Genomic DNA, 12,768 nt, shown 5'->3' with positions numbered 1-12,768 from the left:
CTCCTTCCGTGGCTAGAAGAAGCCCAGCTTCTTCGGCGAGTAGGAGACCAGGAGGTTCTTCGTCTGCTGGTAGTGCTCCAGCATCATCTTGTGGTTCTCCCGGCCGATGCCCGACTGCTTGTAGCCGCCGAAGGCGGCGTGCGCCGGGTAGGCGTGGTAGCAGTTCGTCCACACGCGTCCCGCCTGGATCGCGCGGCCCGCGCGGTAGGCGGTGTTCATGTCGCGGGTCCACACCCCGGCGCCGAGACCGTACAGGGTGTCGTTGGCGGTCCTGATCGCGTCGTCGAAGTCGTCGAAGGGGGTGACCGACACCACCGGGCCGAAGATCTCCTCCTGGAAGATCCGCATGCGGTTGTGCCCCTCGAAGATCGTCGGCTGGACGTAGTACCCGCCCTTCAACTCGCCGTCGTGCTCGACCCGTTCCCCACCGGTGAGTACCCTGGCGCCCTCCTGCCGGCCGATGTCCAGGTAGGAGAGGATCTTCTCCAACTGGTCGTTGGAAGCCTGCGCGCCGATCATCGTGTCGGTGTCCAGGGGGTGGCCCGGCTTGATCAGCTCGGTGCGGGCGACGGCGGCCTCCATGAACTCGGCGTAGCTGCCGCGCTGGACGAGGGCCCGGGACGGGCAGGTGCAGACCTCGCCCTGGTTGAGCGCGAACATCGCGAAGCCCTCGAGAGCCTTGTCGCGGAAGTCGTCGTCCTGCGCCCAGACGTCGTCGAAGAAGATGTTCGGCGACTTGCCACCCAGCTCCAGCGTGACCGGTTTGATGTTCTCGGAGGCGTACTGCATGATCAGCCGCCCGGTGGTGGTCTCCCCGGTGAACGCCACCTTCGCCACCCGGGGGCTGGACGCGAGCGGCTTGCCCGCCTCCACGCCGAAGCCGTTGACGACGTTCAGGACACCGGGGGGCAGCAGGTCGGCCACCAGGCTCAGCCAGTAGTGGATCGAGGCCGGGGTCTGCTCCGCGGGCTTGAGGACCACCGCGTTTCCGGCGGCGAGGGCGGGGGCGAGCTTCCAGGTCGCCATCAGGATCGGGAAGTTCCACGGGATGATCTGCGCGACGACACCCAGCGGCTCGTGGAAGTGGTACGCGACGGTGTCGTCGTCGACCTCGCCGAGTGAGCCCTCCTGGGCTCGGAGCGCACCCGCGAAGTAACGGAAGTGGTCGATGGCGAGCGGGATGTCGGCCGCCAGCGTCTCGCGCACCGGTTTGCCGTTCTCCCAGCTCTCGGCGACCGCCAGGCGTTCCACGTTCGCCTCCATGCGGTCGGCGATCTTCAGCAGGATGTCGGAACGCTCGGTCACCGACGTACGGCCCCAGCCCGGAGCGGCCTCGTGCGCGGCGTCGAGCGCCCGCTCCACGTCGTCCGCCGTGCCGCGTGCGATCTCCGTGAAGGGCTGCCCGTTCACCGGGGACGGGTTCTCGAAGTACTGCCCGCGTGCCGGCGGTACGTACTCACCGCCGATGAAGTGGTCGTAGCGCGACTGATAGGAGACGATCGCGCCCTGGGTGCCGGGCGCCGCGTAACGGGTCATCCTGTGTGCCTCCCTCATCGAGCGCTGCCCGCCGTTGGACAGCTCTGCGCGTGAGGCTAGGAAGCGGGACGTTGCAGAGACGTTGCGGAGACGTTGCGTGCGCGGCGGGCGCTGCCCGGTCCCCCGGAGGGCGGCTCACCGGCTGGCGGTCACCATGTGTTCGGCGCCGTCAGCTCGGACTCCAGCGCCGCGAGCCGGGAGCTGGTCGACGCCGTGGGCCGGGCCGCCGCCAGTGCGCGCCAGATGTCGAGATCGTCCTCCCCCCATGGTGCGTGTGCCCAGTCGGCCAGCAGGTCGGGATCGCCGCAGGCGATCAGCGCGGCACGCAGACCGTCGGCGAGCCGGCGCCTGAGCCGCACTACCGCCGGCGCCTGGGAGCCGGGCAGCAGCGGACCCCCGTACGTCGTCGCGGCCGCCATGACCGCCCCGGCCCGCAGCCGACGCTCGACTACGCCGGCGTCGCACTCGACGGGCATCGTGAGCCGGTAGGGCCGGGAGGCCAGCCGTCCGGGTCCCAGGATGCCGCGCAGCCGGGCCAGTTCCGCACGCAGTGTCACCGGCGGCACCGTCTCGTCCTCGTACAGCGCGCACAGCAGCTCGTCGCCGGTCAGGCCCTCCGGGTGGTGGGCCAGCAGCACGACGATCTCGCTGTGCCGCCGGCTCAGCCGGACCGCGCGACCGTCCATGCTCAGCAGGGCCTCGTCACGGCCCAGCGTGGTCAGCTCGGCCGCCCCGGCCCCGGGCCGCTCCGGAGTGAGCAGCGCCAGTTGCGACTCCGCGGCACGCGCCACCGCCTGTACGAATCCCAGGCTGTGCGGATGCGCCAGACCGTCCCCGCCGGTGATGTCCACGGCGCCGAGCACCCGTCCCGTGCGGGGATCGTGCACCGGAGCCGCCGCGCACGTCCAGGGCTGGACTCGGCGTGTGAAGTGCTCGGCCGCGAAGACCTGCACCGGACGGCCGACCGCCACCGCGGTGCCCGGCGCGTTCGTCCCGACCGCCGACTCCGCCCACCGGGCCCCGGGCACGAAGTTCATCCGTCCCGCCCGGCGCCGGGTGGCGGGATGGCCCTCGACCCACAGCAGCCTGCCGTGCGCGTCGCACACCGCGAGCAGATGCTCGCCGTCGGCGGCGAACGTGCCCAGCAGCTCCCGGACCAGCGGCATCACCCGTGCCAGGGGGTGTTCGGCCCGGTAGGCGCCGAGGTCCGCGTCCATCAGCTCGACGCTCGCGGTGCCGTCCGGGCCGACACCCGCCCGGACCGAGCGCCGCCACGACTCCGCCACCACGGCACGCACGGGCCGCGGCACCGTGCCCGCCTCGGTGAACGTCTCGTGCGCCCGACGCAGCGTCCGCGCGCGCTCGACGGGGTCGGCCCCCGGTTCCAGAGCCAGCCATGCGTCAGTCAACTCGGCCTCCCCGGACGGTGTTGCGGTGTGGGACATCGTCACTCCGCGGATGGGCGCGGACAACCACTTCGACCAGCCGGATCACCCGAACGTGGCGTTCCGGGCGGGTCGGGCGACGAGGTCAGGCGAAGTTGACCAGTCTGATGTAGCGGGTCCAGTCCCAGAAGGGTCCCGGATCCGTGTGGTCGCTGCCCGGTACCTCGTGGTGGGCGATGATGTGCGTGCGGTCCTTGGGGATGCCGTAGCCGGTGCAGATCGCCGCGGTGAGCCGGGCCGACTGCTCGTACATCGCGTCCGTGAAGTAGGCGGGCTGGTCCACCCACCCCTCGTGTTCGATGCCGATGCTGCGGGTGTTGTAGTCCCAGTTGCCCGCGTGCCAGGCGATGTCCGCCTCACGGACACACTGCGCCACGTGCCCGTCGGTGGACCGGACGACGTAGTGCGCCGACACCTGTCGTTCGGGATCGCGGAAGATGGAGAGGGTGTCGGCGTACGTCTCCTGCGTGACGTGGACGACCACGTAGTCGACGGGGTAGGCCGTGGGGCGGCTGGACCGGCTGTAGTTGGACGCGCTCGCGGGTTGCCACTCGGCGGAGGGGTAGTCGACGGCGCGGGCCTGTGCGGCGGCGCGTGTGCCGGAGAGCAGGGCGTACGGGACGGTGGCGAGCGCGGCGCCCTTCAGGAGCCGCCGCCTGGTCGGAACCGGTGCTGTCCTTTCCCTTTCCCTTTCCATGGGAATTGCCCTTTCGTCGGTGGGGCCCGGGATCCGGGGCCCGGTGGGGGGTGGGCGCTCAGCCGTTCGACACGGCTGAGGCGGAGAACGCCGACGCGGACGTCTGCCCGCCCTGTGTGCGAGGTGCGTCCGCGTGAATCACCGTACGGGGAGCGGGGGTTGCGCAGAAGAGCGCCGCGCCGTTCCGTGGACAGCCACCGCCTTGTGGACACCGCGCTCACTCGAACGAGTGAAAGGCCCCAGCGACCGTGGCCGTCGCAGGATGCGGCGAGGTGGGCCCGTGCGTCACTCCGCGGCCGTCGGCGGACGGGGAGTCAGGCCCGTTCCGCCACCACCGCCGGGTCGTCCAGGACGGCCCGCACCACGGAGTGAGCGGCTCCGAGCAGCGGTCCCTGCGGGCCCAGCTCCGACACGGTGACCGGGCAGGCCGGGCCGGCCGTGCGCCGGGCCAGTTCGTCACGCAGCGACGGCAGCAGCCAGGGTGCCAGTCCGGCCAGCGCGCCGCCCAGCACCACGCTCTCGGGATCCAGCAGGTTGACCGCACCGGTCAGCGCGATGCCGAGCGCCGTGCCCGCCTCGCGCAGGGCACGCCGTACGTCCTCGTCGCCCGCGGTGGCACGTCCGGCGAGCAGACCGACGCGATCTTCCCCGGGCTCCACGCCCGCCGCGCGCAGCACCGCCTTCTCACCCGCGTACTGCTCCAGGCACCCTTGCCCGCCGCAGGCACAGTCCGGCCCGTCCGGACGGACCGGCACATGGCCCAGCTCACCGGCGAACCCGCGGGTACCGCGCAGCAGCCGACCGTCGACGACCACGGCCGCACCGATACCGATCTCGGCCGAGACGTGCAGGAAGTCCCGGGGAGTGCCGTCACCGAGCCAGAGTTCGGCGAGCGCGCCGAAGTTGGCCTCGTTGTCCACGGTCAGTGGCAGATCCGCGGGCAGCAGCGCGCCGAGGTCCGCGTCGTGCCAGTCCAGGTTCGGGGCGCGCACGACGGTCCGGGCGTCCCGTGCCACGAGACCCGGCACCGCCACCGCGAGACCGGCCGGCCACAGCCCCTCGGCCTCCGTCTCCGAGACGACCTCCCGCACCAGGCCGGTGAGCTGCTCGAGCACCGGCTCCAGCGAACGGTCCCGATTGCTGCCGTACCGCACGGCACGCGCGCGTACGCCGCCGCGCAGGTCGACCGCACAGACCGCGAGATGGTCGACGCCGACCTCCGCCCCGATGCCGGCCGGGCCCTGCGCGCTGACGGCGAGCGCGGAGCCGGGCCGGCCCACCCGGCCGGGACGCTCGGGCCCCAGCTCGTCCAGCAGGCCCGAGCGGATGAGTTCGTCCACGAGGGTCGAAACCGCCGCCCGCGTCAGCCCGATCCGTGAGGCGACGCCGGCCCGGGACAGCGGACCCTCGGCGCTGACGGTGTGCATCACCCGCGCGAGATTGCGGCGGCGCATGCCTTGCTGGGTGTCCGGCAGGGCGCGCCCGGGGCGGGCCGGGTGGGCTTCGTGCGGCGGTGCGGTCATGCCTCCGTCAGTCCTTGGTCTGTCGTCGCTCTGTCGTCGGTCGGTCCGGTCCGTCGACCGCGAACGGGTCCCCGGTCGGCGACCACTGGTCGCGGTCCATGCGCGTTCCCTCCGACGGCGGGGCGTGCCGGGCGTGGTGCGCGCCCGACACGCCCCGTCCGCGGCATGCCGCGGAAACGGTCCTGTGTCGTGTCCGTCGGCGTCGCCCGTGCGAGCGCGTCCTCAGCGGGAGTCCGCGTTCCGCTCCAGCAGCGGCGCCGCGTCGGAGAGTACCCCGGTGATCCTGTCCAGCGTCGCCTCGTCCCGTTCCACGGCGTCGAGGACCGGCCCGGCGGCCGTGTTCCAACGCCGGGCGACCGCGGCCGCGTCCTCGCCGGTCAGCAGGCCGGCCGCCTGCGCCGCGGCACCGAGCGCGACCAGCTCCCTTGCCTCGGGGATCTGGACAGGACGTCCCGACAGCCGCCGTACCGTCTGCTGCCAGGAGGCCCCCCGTGCGCCCCCGCCGATCAGCAGGAGCGGCGCGGCGGGGTCGGCGTCGGCGTCGAGCACCAGGTCGAGCGCGCCCAGCAGCGAGTGGACCGCACCGTCGTAGGCGGCCTGGAGGAGCTGGCCGGCGGTCGTGTCGTGGCGCAGCCCGTACAGGAGGCCGGAGGAGTGCGGGAGGTTCGGCGTGCGCTCCCCGTCCAGGAAGGGCAGGAGCGTGGCCTGCGTGCCGGGCTCGACGGCTTCCCGGTCCAGACCCAGCAGGGCCGCTACTCGGTCCACGGCGAGCGTGCAGTTCAGCGTGCAGGCCAGTGGCAGCCAGTCGCCGCGTGCGTCGGCGAACCCCGCCACGGTGCCGGTCGGGTCGGCGGTCCGGTGCCGCGACACGGCGTACACCGTGCCCGACGTGCCGAGGCTCATCACCGGAACACCGGGGTGCAGCCCGAGCCCCAGGGCGGCGGCCGCGTTGTCGCCGGTGCCGGCGGCGACCAGGGTGCCTTTGGAGAACGGCAGGCCGTGGCCGTCGCGCACGGTTCCGGCCACCTCGCCGGGCCGGACCACCCGGGGCAGCAACGCCGGATCGAGCCCCACGCGCGCGAGGATCTCCTCGTCGTACGCCTCCGTGCCGGACGCCCACCAGCCGGTGCCGGAGGCGTCGCCGCGGTCGGTGGTCCCCTCACCGGTGAGGCGCTCGGTGAGGTAGTCGTGGGGGAGGCGTACGGCCTTCGCCGCGCGGACCGCGTCCGGCTCGTGCTCGGCCAGCCACGCCCACTTGGTGACCGTGAAGGAGGCGCTGGGCACGCTGCCCGTGCGCTCCGCCCAGGTCTTGGCTCCGCCCAGCTCGTCGATCAGACGCCGGGCCTGCGGCGCCGAGCGCACGTCGTTCCACAGCAGGGCGGGGCGCACCGGCTCGCCGTGCGCGTCCAGCGTGACGAGGCCGTGCTGCTGCCCGCCGACGGACACCGCGGCGGCTTCACGGGCGGCCTCGCCGCACTGGCTCAGGGCCTCGCTCAGCGCGTCCCACCACTGGCGCGGATCGCTCTCCCGGCCGGCCCCGGATGAGACGGTGTGGGGGGCCTGGCCGCTCGCGACGACCTGTCCCGTGGCCGCGTCGACGACCAGTGCCTTGGTGGACTGGGTGGACGTGTCCACGCCGACGACGAGCGGACCTTCGGCTGCTGACATCGGGCTTCTCCCTCTTCCGCGGGTCCTGGGACCCGGACTCATCTCCTTGGGGGACACCTTGTCTCTTCCCAGGACCGTGTGTGCATACTAATTTGTAAAGCGCCATGACGAAATAGTCGGCAGCGATTGATCGGCAGCAGTGAGGAGCCGCGGAATGAACTACCAGCCCACTCCCGAGGACAGGTTCACGTTCGGTTTGTGGACGGTCGGCTGGCAGGGCCGTGACCCGTTCGGTGATGCCACCCGGCGGGCCCTGGACCCGGCGGAGTCGGTGCGGCGTCTGGCCGAGCTGGGCGCGCACGGCGTCACGTTCCACGACGACGACCTGATCCCGTTCGGGTCGAGCGACACGGAGCGCGACGCGCACGTCAAGCGGTTCAGGCAGGCGTTGGACGCGACCGGCATGAAGGTGCCGATGGCGACGACGAACCTGTTCACGCACCCGGTGTTCAAGGACGGCGCCTTCACGGCGAACGACCGGGACGTGCGCCGGTACGCGCTGCGCAAGACGATCCGCAACATCGATCTCGCGGTCGAGCTGGGCGCGAGCGTCTACGTGGCCTGGGGCGGCCGCGAGGGCGCGGAGTCCGGCGCGGCCAAGGACGTGCGGGATGCTCTGGACCGGATGAAGGAGGCCTTCGACCTGCTGGGCGAGTACGTCACCGAGCAGGGCTACGACCTGAAGTTCGCGATCGAGCCGAAGCCGAACGAGCCGCGCGGCGACATCCTGCTCCCGACGGTGGGACACGCGCTGGCGTTCATCGAGCGCCTCGAGCGGCCGGAGCTGTACGGCGTGAACCCGGAGGTCGGCCACGAGCAGATGGCCGGTCTGAACTTCCCCCACGGGATCGCGCAGGCGCTGTGGGCCGGCAAGCTCTTCCACATCGACCTCAACGGTCAGTCGGGCATCAAGTACGACCAGGACCTGCGGTTCGGCGCGGGCGACCTGCGGGCCGCGTTCTGGCTCGTCGACCTGCTGGAGCGGGCCGGGTACGCGGGTCCGCGGCACTTCGACTTCAAGCCGCCGCGGACCGAGGACCTCGACGGCGTGTGGGCGTCGGCGGCCGGCTGCATGCGCAACTACCTGATCCTCAAGGACCGGGCGGCCGCCTTCCGGGCCGACCCGCAGGTGCAGGAAGCCCTGGCGGCGGCCCGGCTGGACGAGCTGGCCCGCCCGACCGCCGAGGACGGGCTCGCGGCCCTGCTGGCCGACGCGACCGCCTACGACACCTTCGACGTGGACGCGGCCGCCGCCCGCGGCATGGCGTTCGAGCACCTCGACCAGCTCGCCATGGACCACCTCGTCGGCGCCCGCTGATCGGTCCCCCTGTGTGAACGCTCCGGCCCCCTCCTTCGCGGACGGGGCCGGAGCCCGGAGCCCGTCCGGGCCTTGAGCTGCTCCGAGTCCGTTCGCGCCGGACGGACGCGGGGACGGGTCGCGCGCGCTCCCCGCCCCGGTGTTTGCGGCCCCTCTCCTGCCCCCCCCGGCACAGATGTCGTTCCAAGCGGGCCTGACCCGACGTCAGCTCTGGTCAGGAGCCCGGTCCCGCCTCGGCGCGCGGTCTACTCCGCCCACCGCGCACACTCGCCCCCGCCCCCGTCCTCGCATCCCTACCGTCGACGCCGGACAGGGCCGGGAGTCAGAGCTCGTCCCCGGTCGCGAGCGCCGCCGAGGCCAGGGCCGTCGCGGGGTCCTGGGTCGCACCGCCCACGGGGACCCAGTGGCCGCGCTCCTTGCAGTACGGCCACCAACGCCCGTCGCGGTCCAGGCGGAGCTGGTGCGGTGCGCCGACGACGCTCCACCGGTTGGCCCGGGCCCGCAACGACGGCCGCTCGTCCTCCTCCCAGGCCGACTCCAGGGCCGCACGCGCGCGTGCGAGCGCGTCGCCCTCCACCGCCCACTCCTCCTCGAGCACGGACAGAGCGGCCGTGCCGCCGAGCCCCCACGCGCGTACGGCGACGTCCAGTGTCTCCCGGGTACGCCCCGACCCCTCGCCGAGGCGGTCCAGTACGTCCGGTCCGGCATCCCCCGCCGCAAGGCGCACCGCGTCCTGCGCCACGGTCGGTTCGGGGCCCGCGGCCTGCCGGTCGTGCCCGCTTCGCAGGGCCTCGGCGAGCAGGCGGTGGGCCTCCGTCGCCGTCCGGGAGGCCACAAGGGCCAGCGCGGACGGGTCGACGCCGGGAGGGGGCGCCGTCTCGGTGTCCAGGGACGGCGGCACACCCGGGCCCTGCCCGAGGCCGGGCAGTGCGGGCAAGGGCGGGAGCACGTGTCCCGCCGCGTACGCCTCGGCGGCGTCCACACCCTCGGGCGCGGAAGCGGCCTCCTCCGCGGGCGCGGAGCCGTGCGTCTGGAGGGCGTCGAGTACGGCGCCCTCCGCGCGTCCCCGCATCAGCAGCAGAACGAAGGGATCCTGATCCAGCAACCTGGCGACCTGGTAACAGAGCGCCGCGGTGTGCCCGCAGTGGTCCCAGGCGTCGCAGTCGCACTCCGGTTCCAAGTCGCCCATGCCCGGCAGCAGGTCGATGCCCGCGTTCGCGGCGTCCTCCACGAGATGCGGCGGCATGTCGCGGTCCAGCAGGGCCGCGACATGCCCGGACCGTTCGATCGCCATGTCGACGAAACGATCCCACTGCGCGTCGGACAGCCGCTCCAGCAGGACGTCGGCCCGATGCGCCGTACGGTCCCGGTCCTGGACGACCGCGGTGATGCGCCCCGGCCGTACCGACACCGCGCCGACCGCTCCCGCGCGCGCGAGCCGACGGCCCGTCTTCACCTGCGCGTTGTCCAGCGCCGCGTCCTCCAGCGCCTGCAGCCAGGCCCGGCCCCACCAGGTCTGGGCGAAGCCCCGTCCCTGCGCGGGCGGCAGCGCGGCGAACGTCCGTTCCGTGTCGTCGTCGTACCGGGTCATCGCGTACCCCCTCGCAGCTCGACCAGGTCGGCCAGTTCCGCGTCCGTCAGTTCCGTGAATGCCGCCTCGCCCGTGCCCAGAACGGCGTCGGCGAGCTTTCTCTTGCGGTTCAGCAGGGCGGCGATGCGGTCCTCGATGGTTCCCTCGGCGATCAGCCGGTGCACCTGCACGGGGCGGGTCTGGCCGATGCGGTAGGCACGGTCGGTGGCCTGCGCCTCGACGGCCGGGTTCCACCAGCGGTCGTAGTGCACGACGTGCTCCGCGCGCGTGAGGTTCAGTCCGGTGCCCGCCGCCTTCAACGACAGCAGGAAGACCGGGGCCTCGCCGTCCTGGAACCGCCGCACCATCGACTCCCGCGCGGTGACGGACGTGCCGCCGTGCAGGAACAGCGACGGCACGCCGCGGGCGGCCAGGTGCCGTTCGAGGAGCCGTGCCATCTGCACGTACTGCGTGAAGACCAGCACGCTCGCATCCTCGGCGAGGATCGTGTCCAGCAGTTCGTCGAGCAGCTCCAGCTTCCCCGAGCGGCCGGTGATCCTCGGCCGGTCCTCCTTGAGGAACTGCGCCGGGTGGTTGCAGACCTGTTTGAGGCTCGTCAGCAGCTTCACGATCATGCCGCGCCGCGCCATGCTGTCCGCCCCGGCGATCTCCGCGAGTGCCTCGCGCACCACCGCCTCGTACAGGCCCGTCTGCTCCGCGGTCAGCGACACCGCATGGTCCGTCTCGGTCTTCGGCGGCAGCTCGGGAGCGATTCCCGGGTCCGATTTCCGGCGTCGCAGCAGGAAGGGCCGTACGAGCCGGGCCAGTCGCTCCGCCGCCGCCGGGTCCTGTCCGCCCTCGACGGCCTGGGCGTAGTGCCGGCGAAAGCTGCCGAGCCGGCCCAGCAGCCCCGGGGTGGCCCAGTCGAGGATGGCCCACAGTTCCGAGAGGTTGTTCTCCACAGGGGTGCCGGTGAGCGCCACGCGCGCGCGTGCGCCGATGGCGCGCAGTTGCCGCGCGGTCTCGGAGTACGGGTTCTTCACGTGCTGGGCCTCGTCCGCCACGACCATGCCCCACGACGCCTCGGACAGCCGGTCGGTGTCCAGACGCATGGTGCCGTACGTGGTCAGCACGAACTCGCCGTCCGCGAGGTCGTCGAGGTCGCGGCGGGTGCCGTGGAAGCGGCGCACCGGCGTGCCGGGCGCGAACCGCTCGATCTCGCGCTGCCAGTTGCCCATCAGGGAGGTCGGACACACCACCAGGGTGGGACCGGCGGCGTCCACGTCGGTCTGCCGATGCAGATGCAGGGCGATCAGCGTGATGGTCTTCCCGAGTCCCATGTCGTCGGCGAGGCAGCAGCCCAGGCCCAGGGACGTCATGCGGGCCAGCCAGTTGAGGCCCCGGCGCTGGTAGTCGCGCAGCGTGGCCTCGAGGGCGGCCGGCTGCGCGACGGCGTCCTGAGCCTCGGGGTCGGTGAGGCGTTCCCGCAGGGTCGCCAGCCATCCCGTGGGGCGCACCTCCAGGCGGCGCCCGTCGACCTCCGTCGAACCCGTCAGGACCGCGGCGAGCGCGTCGACCGGAGTGACCTTGTGGTCCTGCCGGGCGCGGGCGCGGTGGGCCTCTTCGGGGTCGACGAGCACCCACTGGTCACGCAGGCGCACGACGGGGCGGTTGGCCTCGGCGAGCACGTCCAGCTCCTCGCGCGTGAGCCCCTTGCCGCCCAGGGCGAACGTCCAGTTGAAGGCGAGCAGCGCGTCGGCGGACAGGAACGACGAGCCCACCCCGGACGACGACGCGCGGGGGTCCGGGTCGTCGTCGGGCGGTCCGACCTCCGCGCGGGCGGTCAGGTCCCGGGCCAGCTCTCTCGGCCAGTGCACCTCGACTCCCGCGCCGGCGAGCGCCCGGGAGCCGGCTCCGAGAAGCTCGGCGATCTCTTCGTCGGCGAGTTCGACGGCGTCCGGTACGGCTGCCGACAGCAGAGGCGTCAGCGCGGGCCAGGCGCGTGCCGCCCGGCGCAGGGCGAGCAGGGCGTCCATCCGCGCGCGCGTGCCGAACGCGTCGCCGACGGCGCCGGCCCACACCTCCGCGGTGTCCGCGACGAGCGCGGGATCGCTGACGCTGTGCACCTGGGGCACCGCCCGGAACACCGGCATGGCGTCCGGGGAGGCCGCCGCCGGCAGCCCTCGAACCTCGACGCGCAGTGACAGCCGTACGCCCGTGTCGTGTCCCGCGGCGACGTCGGATGCCCACTCACGCAGCTCGGGTGACCGCTGCGGCTCCCGCGAGGCGTAGGCGGGGCCCACCGTCACGAGTTCGGCGGCGGGGGAGCGGGGCAGCGTGTCGGCCACGGCGTCCAGGAAGGCACGCACCAGGCGTTCCGGGTCGGGCAGCAGCAGGGTTTCCGTGCCGTCGACCGGGATCGCGTGCGCCTCGGGCGGCATGGCGGCGGCGAGATGGCGGACCCGCTCCGTCTCCTCCGCATCCAGCGGACCCGCGCGCCAGGCATCGTGGTCGGTCGCGGACAGTCCGGGCAGCAACAGCCCGCGCGCCACGAGATGCAGGGCCTCGACGGCGACCGCACCCCAGAACACCGACGCCCGGTGGCCCTGCGCGCGGGCACGCGCGCGTGTGAGAACCGGCAGGGCCGCCCGCACCGGCAGGAGCACCGCGGGCACGCTCACCCGCTCCACGCCGTCGCCGTGGCCATCGGGCAGTACCACCGTCAGGCTTTCCGCGGTCCCCGACGGGACGGTCCCGGGCGCGTCGCCGTCGGGCCGCCAGAACGCGACCGTGCCGGTGCGGCCGGGATCACCGGGCAGGAAGACAGCACAGCAGCCGGCGAGCGCGGCGGTTTCGGAGGGTGCGGGGAGAGCGGTCTGCGCAACGATGGCGTATTCCTCAAATTTGACTAGCTGGGATGCGGCGGCCGACTGTACACGATTCCTTGGGCTGCGGGGTGTGGTCGGGCTGTGGCATGGGCCACTATGCAAGGAGGAGAGGTGCTCTCCCGG

The 12,768-nt window shown here is 73.0% G+C and carries 8 protein-coding genes; 1 reads left to right on the top strand and 7 read right to left on the bottom strand.

Annotation, left to right across the window (positions count from 1 at the left end):
- Positions 1 to 12 precede the first annotated feature (12 nt).
- From KUM40_RS31270 to xylB, 5 genes are all read right to left on the bottom strand, one after another.
- The gene (locus KUM40_RS31270) at positions 13 to 1,536 is read right to left on the bottom strand and encodes an aldehyde dehydrogenase family protein (RefSeq protein ID WP_217169558.1); all 1,524 of its coding nucleotides are present in this window, start codon (positions 1,534 to 1,536) and stop codon (positions 13 to 15) included.
- A 149-nt stretch (positions 1,537 to 1,685) separates the two neighbouring features.
- Entirely contained in the window at positions 1,686 to 2,981 is a 1,296-nt protein-coding gene (locus KUM40_RS31265; RefSeq protein ID WP_254395793.1) for a GAF domain-containing protein, read from the bottom strand.
- 85 nt (positions 2,982 to 3,066) lie between these two features.
- Positions 3,067 to 3,678 carry an N-acetylmuramoyl-L-alanine amidase gene (locus KUM40_RS31260; protein ID WP_217169557.1) on the bottom strand — a complete coding sequence of 204 codons (612 nt, stop codon included), beginning with the start codon at positions 3,676 to 3,678 and terminating at the stop codon, positions 3,067 to 3,069.
- Positions 3,679 to 3,992: 314 nt separating this feature from the next.
- Positions 3,993 to 5,201, bottom strand: a complete 1,209-nt coding sequence (locus KUM40_RS31255; protein ID WP_217169556.1) for an ROK family transcriptional regulator — start codon at positions 5,199 to 5,201, stop codon at positions 3,993 to 3,995.
- A 222-nt stretch (positions 5,202 to 5,423) separates the two neighbouring features.
- On the bottom strand, positions 5,424 to 6,869 hold the full coding sequence (gene xylB, locus KUM40_RS31250; RefSeq protein ID WP_217169555.1) for a xylulokinase: 1,446 nt from the start codon (positions 6,867 to 6,869) through the stop codon (positions 5,424 to 5,426).
- Between the two features lie 154 nt (positions 6,870 to 7,023).
- Between xylB and xylA the strand changes: the two genes are divergently transcribed.
- Positions 7,024 to 8,187, top strand: a complete 1,164-nt coding sequence (xylA, locus tag KUM40_RS31245; protein ID WP_217169554.1) for a xylose isomerase — start codon at positions 7,024 to 7,026, stop codon at positions 8,185 to 8,187.
- A 322-nt stretch (positions 8,188 to 8,509) separates the two neighbouring features.
- Here xylA and KUM40_RS31240 read toward each other — a convergent pair whose 3' ends face one another.
- The gene (locus tag KUM40_RS31240; protein WP_217169553.1) at positions 8,510 to 9,778 is read right to left on the bottom strand and encodes an SWF or SNF family helicase; all 1,269 of its coding nucleotides are present in this window, start codon (positions 9,776 to 9,778) and stop codon (positions 8,510 to 8,512) included.
- The gene (locus KUM40_RS31235) at positions 9,775 to 12,645 is read right to left on the bottom strand and encodes a DEAD/DEAH box helicase (RefSeq protein ID WP_217169836.1); all 2,871 of its coding nucleotides are present in this window, start codon (positions 12,643 to 12,645) and stop codon (positions 9,775 to 9,777) included. The genes KUM40_RS31240 and KUM40_RS31235 overlap by 4 nt, the downstream gene beginning before the upstream one ends.
- Positions 12,646 to 12,768: the final 123 nt, after the last annotated feature.

Source organism: Streptomyces sp. AC512_CC834 (assembly GCF_019049325.1).
Taxonomy (GTDB): Bacteria; Actinomycetota; Actinomycetes; order Streptomycetales; family Streptomycetaceae; genus Streptomyces.
This window is presented reverse-complemented; position numbering and strand designations above follow the sequence as displayed.

Coding starts and splice junctions, on each gene's coding strand:
- KUM40_RS31270 (WP_217169558.1), bottom strand. CDS start 1,536: ATGACCCGTTACGCGGCGCCCGGCACCCAGGGCGCGATCGTCTCCTAT.
- KUM40_RS31265 (WP_254395793.1), bottom strand. CDS start 2,981: ATGTCCCACACCGCAACACCGTCCGGGGAGGCCGAGTTGACTGACGCA.
- KUM40_RS31260 (WP_217169557.1), bottom strand. CDS start 3,678: ATGGAAAGGGAAAGGGAAAGGACAGCACCGGTTCCGACCAGGCGGCGG.
- KUM40_RS31255 (WP_217169556.1), bottom strand. CDS start 5,201: ATGACCGCACCGCCGCACGAAGCCCACCCGGCCCGCCCCGGGCGCGCC.
- xylB (WP_217169555.1), bottom strand. CDS start 6,869: ATGTCAGCAGCCGAAGGTCCGCTCGTCGTCGGCGTGGACACGTCCACC.
- xylA (WP_217169554.1), top strand. CDS start 7,024: ATGAACTACCAGCCCACTCCCGAGGACAGGTTCACGTTCGGTTTGTGG.
- KUM40_RS31240 (WP_217169553.1), bottom strand. CDS start 9,778: ATGACCCGGTACGACGACGACACGGAACGGACGTTCGCCGCGCTGCCG.